Source organism: Arthrobacter sp. ISL-85 (genome assembly GCF_018613675.1).
Classification (GTDB): Bacteria; Actinomycetota; Actinomycetes; order Actinomycetales; family Micrococcaceae; genus Arthrobacter.
The window spans coordinates 118,946-136,965 of sequence record NZ_JAGGPQ010000017.1 but is presented as its reverse complement, the minus strand read 5'-3'; the positions used below and the strand labels follow the sequence as shown (position 1 = coordinate 136,965).

General features: G+C 64.0%; 15 protein-coding genes. 2 read left to right on the top strand and 13 right to left on the bottom strand.

Annotated features, from left to right (window positions below; translation table 11 throughout):
- From J7I84_RS13845 to J7I84_RS13815, 7 genes are all read right to left on the bottom strand, one after another.
- Window positions 1-1,284 (bottom strand): glycosyltransferase family 4 protein, encoded by a 1,284-nt coding sequence (locus J7I84_RS13845; protein WP_214945132.1) that lies wholly within the window; start codon window positions 1,282-1,284, stop codon window positions 1-3.
- Window positions 1,281-1,940 (bottom strand): acetyltransferase, encoded by a 660-nt coding sequence (locus J7I84_RS13840; protein WP_214945131.1) that lies wholly within the window; start codon window positions 1,938-1,940, stop codon window positions 1,281-1,283. The genes J7I84_RS13845 and J7I84_RS13840 overlap by 4 nt, the downstream gene beginning before the upstream one ends.
- A complete protein-coding gene (locus J7I84_RS13835; protein WP_214945130.1) occupies window positions 1,937-3,103 on the bottom strand; it encodes a DegT/DnrJ/EryC1/StrS aminotransferase family protein in 1,167 nt (388 codons plus the stop codon). Before J7I84_RS13835 ends, J7I84_RS13840 begins: the two co-directional genes overlap by 4 nt.
- The gene (locus J7I84_RS13830) at window positions 3,103-4,095 is read right to left on the bottom strand and encodes an NAD-dependent epimerase/dehydratase family protein (protein ID WP_214945129.1); all 993 of its coding nucleotides are present in this window, start codon (window positions 4,093-4,095) and stop codon (window positions 3,103-3,105) included. The genes J7I84_RS13835 and J7I84_RS13830 overlap by 1 nt, the downstream gene beginning before the upstream one ends.
- Window positions 4,092-5,234, bottom strand: a complete 1,143-nt coding sequence (locus tag J7I84_RS13825) for a Gfo/Idh/MocA family protein (protein ID WP_214945128.1) — start codon at window positions 5,232-5,234, stop codon at window positions 4,092-4,094. The genes J7I84_RS13830 and J7I84_RS13825 overlap by 4 nt, the downstream gene beginning before the upstream one ends.
- 24 nt (window positions 5,235-5,258) lie before the next feature.
- On the bottom strand, window positions 5,259-6,851 hold the full coding sequence (locus J7I84_RS13820; RefSeq protein ID WP_214945127.1) for a sugar transferase: 1,593 nt from the start codon (window positions 6,849-6,851) through the stop codon (window positions 5,259-5,261).
- Window positions 6,852-7,004: 153 nt separating this feature from the next.
- Complete coding sequence (locus J7I84_RS13815; RefSeq protein WP_214945126.1) at window positions 7,005-9,692, bottom strand: LuxR family transcriptional regulator; 2,688 nt, start codon at window positions 9,690-9,692, stop codon at window positions 7,005-7,007.
- A 597-nt stretch (window positions 9,693-10,289) separates the two neighbouring features.
- Here J7I84_RS13815 and J7I84_RS13810 point away from each other — a divergent pair.
- A complete protein-coding gene (locus tag J7I84_RS13810; RefSeq protein ID WP_311381144.1) occupies window positions 10,290-11,192 on the top strand; it encodes a glycosyltransferase family 2 protein in 903 nt (300 codons plus the stop codon).
- The gene (locus tag J7I84_RS13805; protein WP_214945125.1) at window positions 11,185-12,180 is read left to right on the top strand and encodes a glycosyltransferase family 2 protein; all 996 of its coding nucleotides are present in this window, start codon (window positions 11,185-11,187) and stop codon (window positions 12,178-12,180) included. The genes J7I84_RS13810 and J7I84_RS13805 overlap by 8 nt, the downstream gene beginning before the upstream one ends.
- A gap of 372 nt (window positions 12,181-12,552) precedes the next feature.
- On the opposite strand, the gene J7I84_RS13800 is transcribed toward J7I84_RS13805, so the two are convergent.
- Genes J7I84_RS13800 through J7I84_RS13775 form a run of 6 tightly spaced genes read right to left on the bottom strand, consistent with a single transcriptional unit; the run spans window position 12,553 to window position 18,018 of the window.
- Window positions 12,553-13,605, bottom strand: coding sequence for a hypothetical protein (locus J7I84_RS13800; RefSeq protein WP_214945124.1), 1,053 nt, complete (start codon window positions 13,603-13,605; stop codon window positions 12,553-12,555).
- Window positions 13,602-13,808, bottom strand: coding sequence for a hypothetical protein (locus J7I84_RS13795; protein WP_214945123.1), 207 nt, complete (start codon window positions 13,806-13,808; stop codon window positions 13,602-13,604). The genes J7I84_RS13800 and J7I84_RS13795 overlap by 4 nt, the downstream gene beginning before the upstream one ends.
- Window positions 13,805-14,116, bottom strand: a complete 312-nt coding sequence (locus J7I84_RS13790; RefSeq protein WP_251046601.1) for a hypothetical protein — start codon at window positions 14,114-14,116, stop codon at window positions 13,805-13,807. Before J7I84_RS13790 ends, J7I84_RS13795 begins: the two co-directional genes overlap by 4 nt.
- 26 nt (window positions 14,117-14,142) lie before the next feature.
- Window positions 14,143-15,924: a glycosyltransferase gene (locus J7I84_RS13785; protein ID WP_214945121.1), complete on the bottom strand. Its 1,782-nt coding sequence runs from the start codon at window positions 15,922-15,924 to the stop codon at window positions 14,143-14,145.
- A complete protein-coding gene (locus tag J7I84_RS13780; RefSeq protein ID WP_214945120.1) occupies window positions 15,921-17,210 on the bottom strand; it encodes a lipopolysaccharide biosynthesis protein in 1,290 nt (429 codons plus the stop codon). The genes J7I84_RS13785 and J7I84_RS13780 overlap by 4 nt, the downstream gene beginning before the upstream one ends.
- Window positions 17,200-18,018 (bottom strand): glycosyltransferase, encoded by an 819-nt coding sequence (locus J7I84_RS13775; RefSeq protein ID WP_214945119.1) that lies wholly within the window; start codon window positions 18,016-18,018, stop codon window positions 17,200-17,202. The genes J7I84_RS13780 and J7I84_RS13775 overlap by 11 nt, the downstream gene beginning before the upstream one ends.
- Between the last annotated feature and the right edge of the window lie 2 nt (window positions 18,019-18,020).

The following is an 18,020-nucleotide window of genomic DNA, read 5'->3' as shown; positions in this document are numbered from 1 at the left end:
TCAGCTTCCGTTCCCAGCTGTGCGTGTGGCCGGGAGGCGCCCCTGCCAATTGACCACAGCACGGAACTTGGCAGTTGCGGCTGCGGTGCGGGCCAGCGACACCGCGGTGGCTACGGGCCGGTGCGGTTTGGACAGTTCTCCGCGGTAAAGCGAAAGGAGCCGTTCAGCCGCCCTGTTCAAACTGAACCGTTCCTCAACCAGACTCCGTCCGTATGCCCCCAGCTCTGCCCGACGATCAGGATCGTCCAGGAGATTTCGCAGGGCCTGTTCCAGCTCCGCATCACCTTTGCCCGTTGTCCCGAACCACCCGTCCGTAAGGAACTGCCCTGCCGTTTCCGGGCTTGCTGTTACCCAAAAACCTGACTGCCCCTGGACGATGAGTGGTTTTGCGTACGCCATGCCTCGGAGGGCGGAGCTTCCCATGCCCAGGACGATGTCCGCGGCATCATAAACGGGGCGTGGATCCGGGATGTTGCCCAGTACCTGGACTACGGGCCGCTGATGGCGCCTGTTCACCCCCGCCGCAAGCTCATGGACTTTTGTGGCGCCTTCTCCGTCTCCCGCCACCAGCAGGGTCAAGCCGTGCCACCGGACGGCAAGGTGGTCGACGACCCTGATGGCTGCAAGGACGCCATTAACCTTTCCCAGATCTGTGGTCAGCCGTCCTACGATGGCTATCACGAGATCCTTTTCGTTGATGCCGAGTTCCCGGCGGGAGGCTGCGGTGCCGCGGGATCTGTTGTAGTCGGTGTCGATCGGAGGTTCGATGACGTGGACGTTGCAGCGGCGCTGCATTTCACGGGCCGCCAAGCCGGGTGTGCCCACTATGAGCGGAAGATGGCGGGGAAGAAAGCCCGGGACTTCCATGGACAGAACCGTCATGATGGAGCGTGTCCGGAATCCCAGGCAGGGGCCGAAAGCGGTATTGAGCACCGCGGTCCACTCATAGGCGTGCACGATGTCAACGTCCAGGCTTCGAACAATGCCGTTAAGTTTGGAAATCGTGCCGGGGTCGGCGGCGTAGCGGGCCGCCGGTGCTTCTATGTAGGGAAGCCGCAGTTCGTTCACCTTGTCTTCAAGGACACCAGGCGTGGCGAAGATCGTAACGTCATGGCCCAGATCGCGGACGGCGCCAGCCAGTTCCAAGGCGTTGATCTGGCTGCCTCCCATGGCAAGTTCGTGCGGGTGCACCAGGATCCTCATTCTTCGAGTGCCGCGGAGTGCTCCTGGCGTCTTGATGGTCCACGCTGATCGGGTTCCGCTGCTTGCCGTGCCGGTGCTCATGACATCCCCCCGAACCGGAAACTTTCCCCGTCAATCTCGTGTGCAGGCACCCCAACCCAGGTCTGCCCGTCGGGCACGTTGCTGAGCACCGCAGCTCCCATGCCCACCGTTGCGTACGCCCCCACGGATGTCCGTTCCCGCACGCTGGCGTTCATGCCCAGGTAGGCTGCCCGGCCAATCCGGACTCCGCCGCCCAGCGACACTCCCGCAGCGAACGTCGCAAAGTCCGCCACGTCGTCGTCGTGCGTGAATGTCACCGACGGCATGGCAACCACATGCGAACCCAGGGAGACGGAGGCTGTGAGCGTGACGTTCCGCAGCAGGATGCTGCCCCTGCCTACCCGGCATCCCTCCGGGTACTGGACGGAGGGATCCACAGCGGTGGCATAACGGGCCTCGGTGAGGCCCAGCGCCGTCAGCCGCTCCACCACCGCTTCGCGCACCCGCCCGGAGCCGATGCATACCAGGACGAACGCATGCGTGTACTTCGCCGCGTCATCGATGGTCCCCAGTACGGGTGCCCCGTCCACGGTCACGCCAGCCATTTCCTTATCGTCATCAAGTAAACCGACGACGTCGTACTGGCCGCTGCTGCGCACCATCGCCAGTACTTCGCGGGCCAAGCCGCTGGCGGCTATCAGGATCAGCTCACTCATGTGCGCATCCCCGCAGCCGCTGCGCGGATGGTGCTGATGATCCTGGCCAGTCCTTCGGCGTCCAGTTCGTGGAAGACCGGCAGGATCAGCGTCCTGTCGTTGAGCCGTTCCGTGTGCTGCAGGAGGGCCCGGCCCGAGTCGCGCCACCGGTAGGCAGGCTGGCGGTGCGCCGCCATGATGCCGCGGCGCGCCGAGATGCCGGCTTCAGCCAGGAGCTCCATCAGTCCGTCCCGCGTGGTTCCAAAGCTGGGCAGGACCTCCACCCAAAACGACTGGAAGTTGGTGGTGCCGTAAGGCGGGTCCGACACCAGCCGCAGGCCCGGCACCCTGGAGAGGCCGGCAACATACTGCGCTGCGATCTCCCGCCGCCGTGCAAGCACTTCCGGCAGCCGGCCCAGCTGGACAATCCCGACGGCGGCCTGCAGGTCCGTCATCCGGTAGTTGAACCCGACCTCGAGGTAGCATTCCGGTGGTGCCAGCAGCGATCCGTGCCGGTCCGCGGCGGACACGCTCATGGAGTGTTCACGCAGTGTCCTGGCCCTCGCAGCCCAGTCGGCTCGGTTGGTGGTCAGCATCCCGCCCTCACCGGTGGTGAGGATCTTGCGCGGATGGAAAGACCACACGGCAACATCCGCGCGTACACCCACCGGCTGTCCCTTGTACGTTGACCCCACAGCACATGCGGCGTCTTCGATCACGGTGATTTCGTGGCGGTCGCACAGCTCGCGGACGGGGTCCATGTCCAGCGGTACGCCCCCCTGGTCCACCACAATCACGGCACGGGTGTCCAAGGTGAGCGCAGCGTGGATGGTTTCCGCAGTCACATTTCCGGTGGCCGGGTCCACGTCGCAGAACACAGGGCGCGCCCCAACGTAAGTCACGGCGTTGGCAGTAGCTATGAACGACAGGGACGGCACAACCACATCATCTCCAGGCCCGATTCCCGCAACCACCAGGGCCAGGTGCAGGGCCGTGGTGCAGCTGGAAGTGGCAACCGCATGGCGGACTCCCTGGAAGTCGGCGAAGCGCGACTCAAATTCCTTGACCTTGGGTCCCTGCGCCACCCAGCCGGATGCCACTACCTCAGCCAACGCCCGGGCTTCCTCATCACCCAGCCAGGGCTTCATGACGTTGATTCGGTCAAGAAGTGGTTCAGCAGTCATCACGCACTAACCTTCCGTGTAGCCGCGATCTGGTCACGCAGAGGCAGCCACCAGTTGACAAGTTGCCGCAGGCCTTCTTCCAGTTCCACCCCGGTCTTGAAACCGAGGTCGCGTGCGGCAGCGGAGGTGTCAGCCAACCGTCGGACCACGCTGTTCACCTGGCGCGCCGGCCCATGCTCCACGTCGAGGCTGGAGCCCATGACCCGGAGCAGTGCCTGCGCCATCTCCAGAAGACTGGTTTCCGTTCCGCTGGCCACGTTGTAGGTCCCTTCAACGACGTCGCTGCATGCAGCCAGCACGTTTGCACGCGCCACGTCCGCGGTGTGGATGAAGTCCATGGTCTGGAGGCCGTCGCCGAAGATCAGCGGCGGTTCCCCGTCCATGATCCGCTCCATCCACCGCACCAGGACTTCCGTGTACAGGCCGTGGACGTCCATCCGGGGCCCGTAGACGTTGAAGTAGCGGAGCATCACGTAGTCCAGGCCCGTCATGGCGCGGAAGCTGCGGGCCATGCCTTCATTGAAGGACTTGGCGGCGCCGTAAAACGTATCGTTGTTGGCGTGGTGGTGCCGTTCCGGAGTGGGGAACTCGTCGGCCATCCCGTAAACGGAGGCACTGGATGCTGCCACCAGCTTGTCCACTTTATGCTCGGCCGCGGCTTCCAGGACGTTGAATGTTCCCCCCACCAGCACCTCGAGGGCCAGCCGCGGCTCCTCGGCGCACTGGGTAATGCGGATGGCGGCCTGGTGGAACACCAGGTCCTTGCCTTTGGTGAGGTCATGCACCAGGTCCCTGTCCTGGATGGTGCCGCGCACCAGGTCAACCTGCCCACCAGCTAAAGCACCGGAGAGGTTGTCCAGCCGGCCGCGGACCATGTTGTCCAGGACATCGATGTGTTGCACACCGGCGTCAAGCAGGGCGTCCACCAGGGTTGATCCGATGGTCCCTGCCCCGCCGGTAACCAGGACATTGGCTCCCTCCAGCGCACTCACCGCGCCCCCTCCAATTCGCCAGTCCCTGGCAATTCAACATCCGTCCCCGCAAGGTCGGCGCCGGCAACGGACGTTGGACGGCCGTCCATGGTCAGGCTGCGGGTGACTGCTTCGAGGACGGACAGCACCCTGAGCCCGGAGGCACCGCCTGTCCGGGCCTCGCGGCCGGTGCGGATGCAGGATGCGAGTTCCGCCACCACCTGGCTAAGGGCTTCCCGTTCCGGCAGCGCGGGCGACCAGGTATCGCCCAGCCGGTAGGAAACGGCCGTGGACGCCTTCTCACCCGCCGATTTGGGTTGCCTGTCCAGGCTGACCCCACGGTCATACACGCTGAGACGCTGCTGGGGGTTGAGGTCGTCCCACACCAGTGTCCGCAGGGATCCGCCGATGACCATTTGCCGGATCTTGGTGGGGCTCAGCCAATTCACGTGTACATGGGCAGTGGCATCGTTGGGAAGCCGGAAGTTGAGGTGTCCCACGCAGTCCCGGCCCGTTCCCAGCGGGTCCGCGCCGAAAGCGGAAACCTCGGCCGGGTTGAGTCCGCCCGGGAGGATAAAGTCCAGGATGGCAAGATCATGGGGCGCCAAGTCCCAGAAGACGTTCACGTCGGGCTGCACCAATCCCAGGTTGATCCGGGTGGAATCCACGAACAGGATTTCACCAAGGGATCCCGACTGAATCAGCTCTTGCATCTTCAGCACGGCGGGCGTGTAGCAGTAGGTGTGATCTGCCATCAGGACCAGCCCGTTTGCCTGGGCTTCGCTCACCATCTCCTGCCCGTGTTCCCTGTTGTCCGCCAGTGGCTTTTCCACCAGGACGTGCTTCCCGGCGCGCAGGGCCGTCATGACAGTTCCGTGGTGGGTGCGGGCCGGCGTCGCGATGGCCACCGCGTCCACGTCAAAGGTGTCCAGCAATTCGTCCAAGGACTCTACGCAGGGGATTTCACCGAGCGTGGCGGCGAGCATCCGGGCCCTTTCGAGGTCCAGGTCGCAGATGGCCACCAGGTCCCAGTCCGGGCTGGCGTGAAGGTTGCGCGCCAGATTCGGTCCCCAGTAGCCGGCACCGACGACGGCGATCCGGAGTTTGGGCACAGGCTGAGGATGGGTGGGGGCATGGAATGGATTGGAGAATGCTCTCATGTCACTTTCTTTCCCGTGGTTCTGTCAGTAGGCGCCGGACGGCCGGGTGACCGCCCGGAATGTCCGCCAAAGAATCAGCAGGTCACCTGCAAGGGACCAGTTTTCGACGTAGTAGAGGTCCAGCCGGACCGCTTCCTCCCAGGGAAGGTCCGAGCGGCCGTTGATCTGCCAAAGGCCAGTGATGCCTGGCTTGATCAGGAGCCTGCGGTGGGTATGGCGTTCATAGGCGCTGACTTCGCGGTCCAGCGGTGGCCGAGGCCCTACCATGCTCATGTCGCCCAGCACCACGTTCCAGAGCTGGGGGAGCTCATCCAGCGAGTATTTACGCATCCAGCGTCCGCAGTGTGTGACTCTGGGATCGTCCTTCATCTTGAACAGCACCCCGGCCCCCTGGTTCTGCTGGTCCAAGGCCGCCAGCCGCGCTTCGGCGTCGACCACCATGGACCGGAACTTGAACATCCCGAAGACGCGGCCCTCCTTGCCGATCCGGTCCTGCCGGAAAAGGATGGGGCCGGGGCTGTCCAGCCGGACGATCAAGGCGAGCACCAGGAGTACGGGCGAGAGCATCAGGAGGGCAACCAGCGCAGCGGTGACATCCAGGACCCGCTTCAAGGCGTGTCTCGCCCCGGCGTACTGCGGAATATCCACGTGCATCAGGGGCAATCCGTCCACTGGCCGCCAGTGGATGCGTGGACCGGCAACGTTGGTGAGGGTTGCGGCCAGGATCAGCTCGGCGGAGGACTCCTCAAGCTTCCATCCCAGCTCTCGAATGAACCTGTTTCCGCCCGGCAGGGGCCCGGCGACGATCACCGAGTCGGCCTCGACCAGGCGCACGGTACGGGCGATGTCATCGGTGGAGGAGAGTACCGGTACCGTTCGGCCGTCCATCCGCAGGCAGGCTCCCCGCCGGGCCCCTGGAAGGCAGGCCCCAAGAATCTCGTACACTGCCCCTGACTTGCGGACCTGCTGCACCACGTAGCGAACGTCCTCCGGATCACCCACCACTACCGCGCGCGAGAGATGCCGGCCTTTTGCCTTCTCGGCTGCAAGCCGCCGGCGAAACATCTTGCGGTTGGCCGTCAGGGCTACGAGGCCCAGGGGGAGGGACACTGTTACGAATGCGCTGGCCCCATGGATGGAGAAGACCACCGCGGCGAGGGCCATTAGGCCAAAGATGCGCAGGGTGGCTGATGCCACCCTTTTATATTCGTCGGCCCCGATGCCAAGCACTTTGGCGTCCCTCGTGTGGTAAAGCTCCAGTGCCGCCAGCCAGGTGACCGTAAGTGCAGCTGCTGCAGCTGCTGCTCCAACGTCCTTCGGCCCAACAGGTGAGAACCGATCCTCGGAAAGAAGGAAGCCGGTGTAGACGGCAGCGGCGACCACTGCGGCGTCAGCGCCCCTGAGGAGATTGATATGGAAGGAAATCCAGGTTGCGGTTGCCTTTCTGCTCCTGGTTTTCGCCCCGTGAAAGGTTGATGCCGCCCGCGGCAGCGGAAATCGGGTTCCTACGGTCTCCGCCGCCGCCGACGGCTGTGTTGCCACCCGCTGTGCAGCAGCGGGCGCAACGGGCCAGGCAAACGCAGGCTGCCGGGTTTTGGCTACTGGTATCTCTGCCATGATGCCCCTTTCCGGCGTAGCCGCCTGTTCTCTGGCTGTGAAGCAAAACTAGCCGCAGAGGCGGGGGTTTCTATTGGGCCGGCAAGTCCTTTGTGGATCCTGCAAGAGAAGGATGTGGAAACTGCGGTACCTGCAAATTGCAGGACTTTTGGCCTATAGGACGGGCAGGACGTACGGCTCGGCGCCGGTGGTGCCTTTGCCCGCGGCGAGGGCGGTCAGCTGCGCCCGGGACTCAACGCCGAGCTTGCGGTAGATCGCAGTGAGGCGCACCTCGACGGTACGCACGGACACGTACAAGGTGGCAGCAATTTCCTTGTTGCGCATGCCCCGGGCCACCATTGTGGCCAAGGACCGCTCATGGTCGGCGAGCAACAGCATCGCCGGATTGCCCTGCGGGCGGACCGGTTCCACGCGTTCGTCCAGCAGGAGGGCATCCACATGCTGGGTCCATGCATCCGCACCCGCCTCGTCGAACATCACTTTGGCCCGGAGCAGCGTATCCCGGGCGTCGCGCAGCCTGCCAAAGGCATGCAACCGCTCCGCGTAGCACATGAGGGTCCTCGCCCTTTCGAGCGCATGGCCGTTCCTGCCTTCGAGTGCCCGGCTGAAAAGCTGCAGCGACTGCTCGCCGTCCGCAAGCATGGCGCGGCTCCGGGCAACAGCCATCATCAGCCAGGGTGAGCGCAGCCCCACGGAGCGGCTCTCAAGGCGCAGAAGTGCCTGCGTGGCCTCGTGGTGCCTGCCCAGGCGGATCAATACCTCCACCAGGTCCGCCTCACAGCGAAGGAGGGTGGGGTTGCCAAACCGCATGCCGATATCGGCGGCGCGGGACAGCTGGGCAACGGACTCGGCAAGGTCACCGCGCAGCAGCGCGAAGTGGCCCTGGCAGGCGGCAAGCTGGGCGGTAATGGCAGGGTGGCCGTCCGTGCCCGCATAGCGGAGCGCCTCCGTTGCATGAGCACGGGCCTGGGCATCATCGCCAAGGGAATGCGCACGCCACAAACGGAAGAGGTGCCGTGTGCCTCGGTGGTACTTGATTTCGGGTTCGGAAGCCTCAAGCTCGTCGATCAACCTGACCGCCGCGCGCACGTTTCCGGCACGGATCTCATTGTCCACTGCCATGAAGGCTGCGGTTTCCTGCCAGTTGATGTGGGCCGGCTCAGCGGAATTGTGGAGCAGGGCGAAGACTTCATGGGCTTTTTCGTAGTGTTCCGCGTAGGTGAGGGCCCGGCCGTGCATCAGGAGGCCAGCTATCCGGGCAGTGCCGGTTTGCTCGTGCTTGCGGCCAAGGTTGGTGGTATCACCGCTGATTGATTCGATGAGCAGTTTGGCGCGCTCGGCGATGCCGAGGCACTGTGCGGATGCAGATCCATGAAATGCGCTGCTGTGCCGCAGCAGCTCAGAGGCCTCCTGCAGTTCCCACCGCTCGGCGAAGTAGAGGGCGCCGATGGCCAAGAGGCTGGCGGAATATGCCGGATCATGCTGGCCGAACTCCTTCACGAGCCGCAGCACAGTGCTGGAACGCACGGCAGCGCCTTGCGCGAACTGGATTTCGAAAGACAGGCCGGTCAACCGGAGGATCAGTGCAGGGTTGCGGGTTACCCGTTGCGCCCATTCCAGGTAGCGGCGTGCATAAACGAACTCTCCCCGGTTGAACAGCAGTTCGGCCACGCTGGTGAGGCGCGCCGCCGTTTCCGCTTCCCAGGGGTTGATGGTGAGGGCGCGCTCGATGTACTCCACGGCAAAACTCACTTCACCGCCCCGGATCAGGTCGACGGCATGCCGGAGCAGTTGGAACGGGGTTTGCCGTTCCAGGGCAGTGAAGCTCAGGTGCCACCTGCGGGCGTACGGGTCTGTATCGCTGGCTGCTTCAGCAAGGGCCCGGTGGTTGGCGGTACGTACGGCAGGCGTCATGGCAGTAAAGACGTATCCCCTCAGCAGTTGGTCACCGATTCCCAGGTGCGGCCCGGTTCGTTTAGCCAGGCCTGCGGCCAGCAGCTCATCCACGCCCGTCCAAACATCGCGGTCGATTTTCTCGAGCGTGGAAATGTCGCTGCGGAAGGAAAGTGCCAGCAGGTCCAGGACGTTACGGGCCCCGGGGGTCAGCCCGCCCACCGCGGACGCATAGTCCGCATCAAAACTGCCCCCGGAGGACAACGGGACGGGGAGTGCATACTTCCCCTCGGCATGCCTCGCCAGCAACCGCTCATAGAGGTCGACGGCGGCAAGCGGGTTGCCGCCAGTAGCTGCGGCAACCGCGTGGGCGGCCGCCGTCGTGGTCCGCTTTGCAGGGATGCTCTCCAGCATCCGCACGGTGTCACTATAGCTGAGGGGACCAAGCTGCAGGGCAGAAAGACCGTTGAAGGGGCTTTCCGGGCGGTCTTCCCGGACGCCGACAAACAGGACGATGTCCGTGCCCGTCAAACGCCTGGCCACGAAGCCGATGACCGCCTGGCTGCTGGGATCCAGCTGGTCGGCGTCGTCGATCACGATGATGGTGCGGGATGACGAGCGCTGGTGGAGGCCGTTGAGCAGCATGCTGGTAACTGCCGGCACGGTCATGGCTCCCGCTGCATCACGCAGGAGCTCATCTGCGATCCGGTTCAGGACAGGATCGTCCATGTCATTCAGGAGGGCAGTGAGACCTGACAATGGCCAGTCCGATTCGGCAGCCGTGGCTGCCAGGAATACGGTCCGGTAATCGGAGAGCGTGGGGATTTCTGATAAAAGGGCGGATTTGCCTGTGCCTTTGCTGCCAATCAACGCCAGCGCCGCGTCTTTGGGACCGCGGATGACCGACAGGATGCGGTCCAGTTCTTTGCGTCGGCCGATAAGTGGCATGGTGTCCCCATTCCTCGAAGAAGGAGACCGCTTTCTTGCACTACCAGGTCATCCCGGTATCCTCACCCCAGTTCGGATTCAGCCGGTAGAAGCGAATATAGCGCCGCACCCAGCAACTGCTCCACATCGTTACCGCTGGATTTCATCAAGATTGAAGCCAGCGCAAGCCCCAGGCCCAGAATTAGGGGCCCCCTGGCGGGGCGGGGGACACAACGAGAAGCCGGATTCCATCCCACATGTGCCAGATAATTGCCGGAGTCGTTGGGTTTCCGGCTGCACAGCTCGTTCCACTGGAGGCCCCGCTCCGGGAGCATGCCCTCCCCCTGCCCGACTTTTTGGCGGGACAGCAATCCCCTATACCTAACGAATTCCGAAAACCGAGAGCCCCTTACTTGCCTAACAGGGGGTGAACAGTAGGTGAAAAGCGAGTACCTACTACTCGTGATACCTGCATTAGGTAGGGGATAGTCTTCCTGGAACGGCCAGAGGATTGGCGATGGGTTGCTGGGGGACAGCGACCAGACCATGACCGGATTAAGCGTTAGTGCCGCCGTCATAACTGTCGGCTGCATTGTCAAGAATCCGAACTGTCATGAAGTGGTGAGGCAATTGTCGATTTCGCCCCAACTTCCAGCTCTGTTTTCCGAGCCGGGACTTTTATCTCCGCAAGCGTCAATCAGCGTCATCATTCCCACGCTGAATGAGGAAAAGAACATACCCTGGGTTTTGCGCCGAATGCCCTCCTATGTCGATGAGGTGATCATCGTGGATGGCCGCTCCCAGGACAAGACAGTTGAAGTGGCCAGGGCAGTGCGTGCCGATGTCGTGGTGGTCAATGAAACCCGAAAAGGGAAGGGTGTAGCCCTTCGCTCCGGCTTTGCGGCAGCATCCGGGGACATCATCGTGATGCTGGATGCGGACGGGAGTATGGACCCCCGGGAAATCGGGTGGTTCGTTGCGCCACTCCAGCATGATTTCGATTTCGTGAAGGGCTCCCGGCACGTAACTGGTGGTGGCTCCGAAGACCTGACCCGGTTGCGGAAAGCCGGCAACAAGGCGCTGACCGGACTTGCGAATGCCGTATTGCACAGCAATTACTCGGATCTCTGCTACGGATACATCGCTTTCCGGCGGGAATGCCTGGAAATCCTGGAACTGCAGTCCGACGGGTTCGAGATCGAGACAGAACTCATTGTCCGGGCTGCCAAAGCGGGCCTGCGGATCGCGGAGGTCCCCAGCCTTGAGCTGGACCGGATTTCAGGAGCATCCAACCTCCAGACGTTCCGCGATGGCTGGCGGGTCCTGCACACGCTGGCCAGGGAGTGCACGGTTTGGGAGGCGCCAACCGCAGGCGCCCGGCCTGAGGCTCTCCGCCGTGTGAAGTACACCTACTCCAACGTCCGCTTCCCCCGGCTGCCCGTGGATCCGTACAGCGTCCTCCCGCCGGCCGTGAGCGCACATGACAACATCCTTGCACCGGCGGTGATCCGGCATGCTTGACCGCATCAAGTCCCTGTCCGTGACAGTGGTGATCTGCGCCTACACTTCGGAACGGTGGGGCATGCTGCTGGACGTCATCGAGTCAGTCCGCAACCAGACCCTCGCCCCGGACCAGGTGCTGGTTGTCATCGACCACAACGAAGACCTGCATGAGAGGCTCCTCGAAATTGTCGACGACGTCACTATCGTTGAAAGCACGGGACTGCCCGGTCTGTCCGGTGCCCGCAATACAGGCGTAGGGCTCGCCGAGTCTGACATCGTTGCCTTCCTTGATGACGACGCCGAGGCGGCACCAGACTGGCTCGAACGACTGGTGGCGTTGTACGACGACCCCGATGTCCTTGCCGTGGGCGGGAAGGTTGTTCCTATGTGGGAATCCGGCCGGCCGGGCTACTTCGCGGAGGAACTGGACTGGATTGTGGGATGCAGTCACCGCGGGTTGCCTCGGGTCGCGTCCGAAGTCCGCAACGTCATAGGAGCCAACATGTCGTTCCGGCTTGAGGTGCTGCGCCAAGTGGGTGGCTTCAACCAATCCCTCGGCAGGAAGGGCACGTTGCCCCTGGGCTGCGAGGAGACAGAGATTTGCATCCGGTCCACAATGGGATCGCCTGGCTCCCGCATCGTGTACGAGCCCGCGGCCTTGGTTCGGCATCATGTGCCGGCAGAAAGGGGCACAGTACGCTACATGCTCTCAAGGTCTTGGTCCGAGGGCATCTCCAAAGCCCAGGTCAGCCACATTGTCGGCCAGAAGCGTGCCCTTGGCCCGGAACGGCGATACGTCAGCAGTACGTTACCGCGTGCGGTGTTCTCCGGGATCCGCGACTGGAGCCGGGGTGCGAACCCCCAAGGACTGGGACGGGCAGGGTCAGTCCTCGCCGTTCTGGCCTTCACATCTGCCGGTTATATACGTGGACGGCAAATGGCCCACGTGTCGACACAGATGGGTGAGCTCAGCATCGAGGATGCACCCTGGCGGCAAGTCCAGTGAACGGAAGTGTCCAAATCAGCATCTGACGCGAGTTGCCGGGCCTTCATCTGTGCGGAAGGCCCGGCACAGCGCTGTCCGGCAGTTGGTTGCCTGCATCTGCGCGGCAGCACTGCTGACGGTCCGTCAACCTACGCCCGGACGCCGCAGGACTCATGGATTATGGCTGTGAAACCGGCAAGTGGTGCACAGCTGGTGGAGAACCCGCCGCCCGCGACGGTGTTGGCTTGAGCGGGGTGGGGAAGTGGGCCCAGGCGTGGGTGCGGCGAAACACAAGGGACCTCAAGCAGAAGATGCACGGCCCTGGACTCATGCCCAAAACCTTCGCCACAGCTTGCGGAATGCAATGGCCATTGCCTGTGGGGCCTGTATGGCTCAGCCCAGGGCCGGCCGCCAGTACCGCAGTCCACCGCTGGTGGCACCGTCGTCGGCGACATCGATCAGGGCATAGGGAAAGGCCTGGCGGTCCGATTGGTCGGGGCCCTGGCCGCGGATGTCGGATGACCAAGTGCCGGTGTTGATGTACCGGGTTGGACAAGCCTCGAGCGTTGACTCAAGGGCGCGGTGGGTGTGGGCGGAGATGTACCACGCCACCTTGGAGCCGTGCGTCTCGAGAATGCCCGCGACGCGGGCTGCCGCAGCAGGGGGTTGCCCTCCATTTACGTTGTGTCCGCTGGCCGCAAGCACCATGCGGGTGGCGGTCAGCGGGAGCGCTGATACCGTACGGAACCGGGACAAGCGTGCGAGTTCCCGCACTGCCGTCCCATTAAGCGTGAGCCGCAGCGACTCGGTCTGCAACAGCTCGTCATAGGCGGGTCCCCGGACACGGCGTTCCGCCCGCTCCGAAGCCAGGCAGGCCCGGGCAACGGCCCCGACACGGCTCAGTCGTGATGCCATGGGGTTTGCGTGCCAGGCCGCCAGCGGGGGCAGGTCCAGCTCGTCAGTGCCGTTAATCGCGGTGCGGAGTACCTCGGGTATCCGGTGCAGCGCGTGGTGCAGGTGCCCGTGTTCGGCAACGAGCACGTGGGGGACGTAAATGAACCAAGGGTGCACGCTGACCCGCGTGGCATCGAGAGGTGACAGCAGGGCTGACAGCCGCGCGGCCACCGAGGGCCGCGCCAGCTCGACGTCATGGTTGCCGCACACGAAGTGCAGCTGCACACCGCCCGCGGCACACGCCTGCAGCGCCCGGAACGTTTCGGGGTGTCGGTTGAGGATGGACTCGAGCCGGGCCACGCTATCGGCCTCGTCCAACCCGACCAGCTCGAAGGTGTCACCGAGAAACATGATGTGCTGCTGCAGACCTGGGGCTGGGGGCACCTCGCGGCGGAGGAACTCCGGCAGGATTCTGCCGGGGTGCCGGGGGTCGCTGTCCGACACATCCAGGTGGAGGTCGCTGAGGAGCACCCATCGCGCCGCCCGGCTCAAGTGAGCAGTCCTAGAACACGCGGGAAAAGGAGAATCACGAAAAGCAGCCACATGACGGCGACTGCGACTCTGATGTTCGTGGCTCGGCCGGAGGGTCGCGGGCTCGAGTGCTGCGCAGGGGTTGGTCCGACGTGCCGGACCTCGAGCGCTACGAGGGTGATGAGCAGGACGGCAGCGGCAAGCAATCCAGCAAGATCAATCATGACGTGGCCTCCTGCCGTGCGCGTGCAATGCACGCAAGGATGGTGATGGCGCCCATGGTGATGACACATGCCTGCCACGACCATACAGCGAGGTAGAACATGGCGGTGGACACCGCAGTAAGCGCGGCGAGGCCAAGTGCCAGGACCAGCAGCGCGCCCAGACCGAGATCTGTTACCCGCATAAGCCGTGTGAGTGCCTGGCCTGGGAGCAGGACTAGCACGATGAGCGCGGCGACTGTTTGGAGTGGTGTGGGCAGCCCAAGGAGTGTCGCCAGCGACAGGACGAGAGCACCGAATCCGAGCGCCATTGTGGGGCGGCTTACCCCGCGGACGTTCATGGCGCCACCCGGTACACGCGTGCGTCGCCATTGCTGAACGCGAGGTTTACGCCGTCTTGAATCTTGAGCCAATTCTCCAACTCCTCGAAATTGCGTTGACTGGTCTGGCCCTGCACGACGAGACTCGACTCCGCCGAGCTCATGAGAAGCAGATAGCCGCCGGCGGAATTGTGCTTTGCATAGCGGTAAATGAGTGGCCCGCATGTCGCGGCCGACAGGTCGGAGGGGCATAGGTCCTCAATGGTCCGGTACCGGTGGGCGAGGTAGTCCTGGCTGCGCCAGGGCGTCGGGTGGGCCGCCGATATGATCGCTGAGCCGGGGGGAGCGAGCCGATCGACAGCTGCGACAGCGGCGATCTCATCGTCAGCAAATACGTCATACTGTGCGTTGCCGAACCGGCCTGTCACGGTGAGCGCAGCCAGTAGGAAACAGGTGGGCACAAGGACCAAAGCGCCGCGGGTGGAGGGACGCACACTGCCTTTCGTGGGAAGCAGGACCGAGCTCGCCTGCATCGCAATGAAGGGCAACGCGAACAGCGATACGCGGATGAGCATCTCCCCGCCATAGGCCTGCACGGGAAAGAGCAACAGTGGAGTGACGGCGAGGAGGACCACCCGGATATCAAGCCGCCGCCTGCGCCAGTCGCGGATCGATCCGACTGCGGCGAGGGCCCAGAGAATGAGGGTGAGAGCTATCCGCACCTGGACCACGAGTACATGCCCCGCTGTTCCCGTAGTGCGGTCGACGACGTTTGCCGCGATCGCTGTCTGCAACCCTGCGTCGGCCAGGGGCGGGTGTCCGGAAAGGTATGTGCTGGCGGGGTAGACAAGCCAGAGCACCAGGAGGATCCCGGTGATCAAGGGCAGCCGGCTGGGCCAGACACGTCCGCTGAGAGTGAGGGCAGTCATCGCTATCAGCACCAGGAACGGCGTCAGTTGATGGCTTGCGCATATGACCGCAACCAGCAGGAGGGTCACAACAAGGGCGCTGATCCTGCGCCCCGGCAGGGGTTCGGCTGGCGTCCGTGCCAGCCACCACGCCTTTAGATCGGCGCGCTTGAAACCGCGGAAAGCAGGCGCCTTGGCGGCGAGGGGACCCATGAGCAGCACGACGACGACCAGGTAGAGGAAGAAACCGAAGGCTTGGGGGGACAGGTAGTCCTGGTCCTGCCAGTTGCCAAGGCAAAAGATCCAGAGCACAAGCCACCGTCGGCGCGGATCCTTCGTAAGGTACCGGGTCAGCACGCTCAAGGCGGTGAGCCACAGGCCCATGTTGAGCACCGGCGCCCACAAGGCCACACTCACCGGATCAACACCGGTCGCCCGGAGCACCGTTGCCAGGAGGGCAAAGAAGCCCGGCCAGTTGAAGTACGCATCGATGTTTGGGTCGATTCCGCCGGAGTTCGAGAGAGCATCAGCAATACCAAGGTGGCGGAACGCAACCTCACCCCGCGGCGCATCCGTTACGAACGCTGCCGTGCCGAAAAGAATAAGCACAAGGACCACGATGAGCCACAACATGACCGGCCGGCGCGCGGGGCCTGTGGCATCCCCCCGCAGCGCCACCACGAAGGTGACGTTGAGGAGCAGAACGCCTGCCCAGAATGGATAGGGCAATACACCTACAAGCCCCAGGTCGCTGTTCACGGGCACTGCCACCGTGGTTGCCGCACCCACTGCAAGCGCCAGTGAGACGGCGCCCGCGACTGCGCACCAGATGTCACGGGCACCCCAGAGGCGTGCGTGGGTACTGCCCGGTTGTTTTAGCGTGCTGGTCATGACGCCTCCTTTTGAGCGCGGCGGAGAATAGCGAGCAGTCGGATGCCGACCGCGACGGCCCCGATGTAGAGCACCAACGTCCACGCAAAGGCCATAGCGGTAGAGCCACTTTCAGCAGACACCAACGCGAAGACACAGAGCGCGGTTCCGAGCAGCACTCCGACCACAATGGCCTCTGTGTAGCGTCCGAGGACGCGGCAGACGGAGTTGTAGGCCTGCAACACTGCGTATGCCACCAGTCCAGCTGCCAACAGCCGGAGGGCGACGGTGGACTCGTTTGCGTACCTGTCCCCGAGTAGATGGAGCAGAGGGTGAGCGAAGACAATGAGGACGACGGCGGCCAGGCTTCCGATGACAAGGGACCAGCGGAAACTTGTCCACGTAGTCGCCGCCAGGCGGCCCGGGTCACGGACCCCCTCGGAAAACTGGACGATGCCTATCAGCATCGGAGCGGTGTAGGCGGCCCAGGCCATCATCCAGGCCGGGTACCAGTAGGCGGCCACCTCCGGAGACACCAGGTGCGCGAGCAGGAGCGGCAGCACTAGTCCGGGGGCGCGTTCGGTGAGGGTGAGGAGCTGGTTCGGAATGCCCAGCATCAGCAGCGGCCGGCCGTGTGCGGGGTGCAGTGTGGGACGCGGCCGATAGCCGACCAATTTCCGCAACTGGACGGCACCGATGATGCATGACACGGCCGACCCGAAGGTCCAGCAGGCCATCAACACGTCGGCAGGGGCCCCGTGGGCCTGCCAAGCCACCAGCGCTGTCACCGCGAGTGAAGCCAGGCCGCCCAACGTGTACCTCAACGTCGCGCTGCCGCCGCGTCCCAAGGCTACAAGCGCCTGGTCCAGCACTGTGCACATGGTCCCCGTTACGGCGGCTACGACGAACGTAAGCCAAAAGAGAACCGACAGCGAGGTCGTCTCCGGCGCTGCAAACGTCTCCAGCAGGAGGTAGCCGAGGGCCAGCACCGTGCCGGCTACTCCCACTATGCCAAAGGCTGCATCCAGCACCCGGGCCGGAGGCTCCCCGCGCCCCACCGAGACGATTACGGCAGAACCGGTGCCCAGCACAGCCAGTTGGGTGCATATCATCACCGCCGAGACGGCCGCTGTTGTGAGCCCAACCTCGCGGTCGAAGGTCGCATGTGCGGCCAAGATCCAGAACGCGAAACCGGTACCCGTCTGGGCGCCTTTGGCTATGACGAGACCGATGGAGCTGCGCAGGGGAGAGTGCCGCCGAACGGCGGCTGCGGCCTCAGATGGCGCGATCTCCCGTTCAGCCGTCACGACCTAAACCCCTAGCCATTCCCGCATAGTTGTACCAGCAGAAGGCAATGTAGTATCGCAACCACTGAGGCTGGCCGGCGGCGAGGCTCAAAGCGGTGCCCCGGGCTGCCGCCGCCGCGGGCAGGAGCGCCAACCGCGCACCGCGCCAGCCGTGCTTGCGGACCATCCGTCCAAGTCCTGTTCCGTCCATCAGGAACTGGTCGAGCGCGAAATCGAAGTCATCTGCGGCAAACCTGTGTTCAACGAACACCCGCTGTGACACGCCAGTCTTCATCCCCGATTGCCTCATCCGCCACCGCAGTTCGATGTCCTCCCCTGACTTGAATGAATCGTCGAAGCCCAGGTTCATCATCAGGTCCCGATTGACCAGCGTTGCCACCAGCCCGAACCAGTTGCGGCTGCGGCCGGTGCGATGGTGATGCGCCAGTGCCTGCCCCCAGTAGCCAGGGCCGGCGACGCTCTCCAAGCCGGCCTGGAGGGCGTCGTACTTGTCCTCCAGAAACTCAATGAGCAGGTCCGCAACGCCGGTGGCTCCGAACACAACGTCGGCGTCCACGAGCAGGACCCACCGCGTCGTGCTGCTGCGGACACCGAGTGTTCGAGCCCAAGGCAAGCCACGGCCCTCGTCGCTCAGGACGCGGGCGCCGGCCGCACGGGCAATATCGACAGTTCGGTCGGTGGACAGTCCGTCCACCACGATAATCTCGGCGACACCGGACTGACGCAGGGCTTCGAGGCAACCCGGGAGCAGGTGCTCCGCGTTGCGGGCCGGAACCACCGCTGTGATGTCTGCTGTGCTGTGGGCCACGG